Source organism: Flavobacterium sp. FlaQc-30 (assembly GCF_044005885.1).
Classification (GTDB): domain Bacteria; phylum Bacteroidota; class Bacteroidia; order Flavobacteriales; family Flavobacteriaceae; genus Flavobacterium.
In genome coordinates, this window is record NZ_JBIPCO010000053.1 from 1 (window position 1) to 255 (window position 255).

The window sequence follows — 255 nt, forward strand, 5'->3', positions numbered from 1 at the left end:
ACCTACATATTTCAGTACTACCAGTTCCTCCCTGCATCCAAATAGTAACATTTCCTCCAGGAGCCATTCCTGCCACAATCACATCGTATTCTTGTTGAGCACCATAAGAATCTATCACTTTTTTTTTTAACAATTCAAGCATTTTTTCTCTAGGCAGTTTTATTCCCCCTTCGTAATAATATCGGTCAACTCCACAAATCCAATTAATGGCAATACTATCAGGAACAGGTTTATACTTGTCACCGCCAACATAAC

General features: G+C 38.0%; 1 protein-coding gene. It reads right to left on the reverse strand.

The annotated features are described in order from the left end of the window. The coding region (locus tag ACHRV0_RS21705; protein ID WP_395442535.1) for a DUF2931 family protein at nucleotides 1-255 on the reverse strand (255 nt) is incomplete at both ends.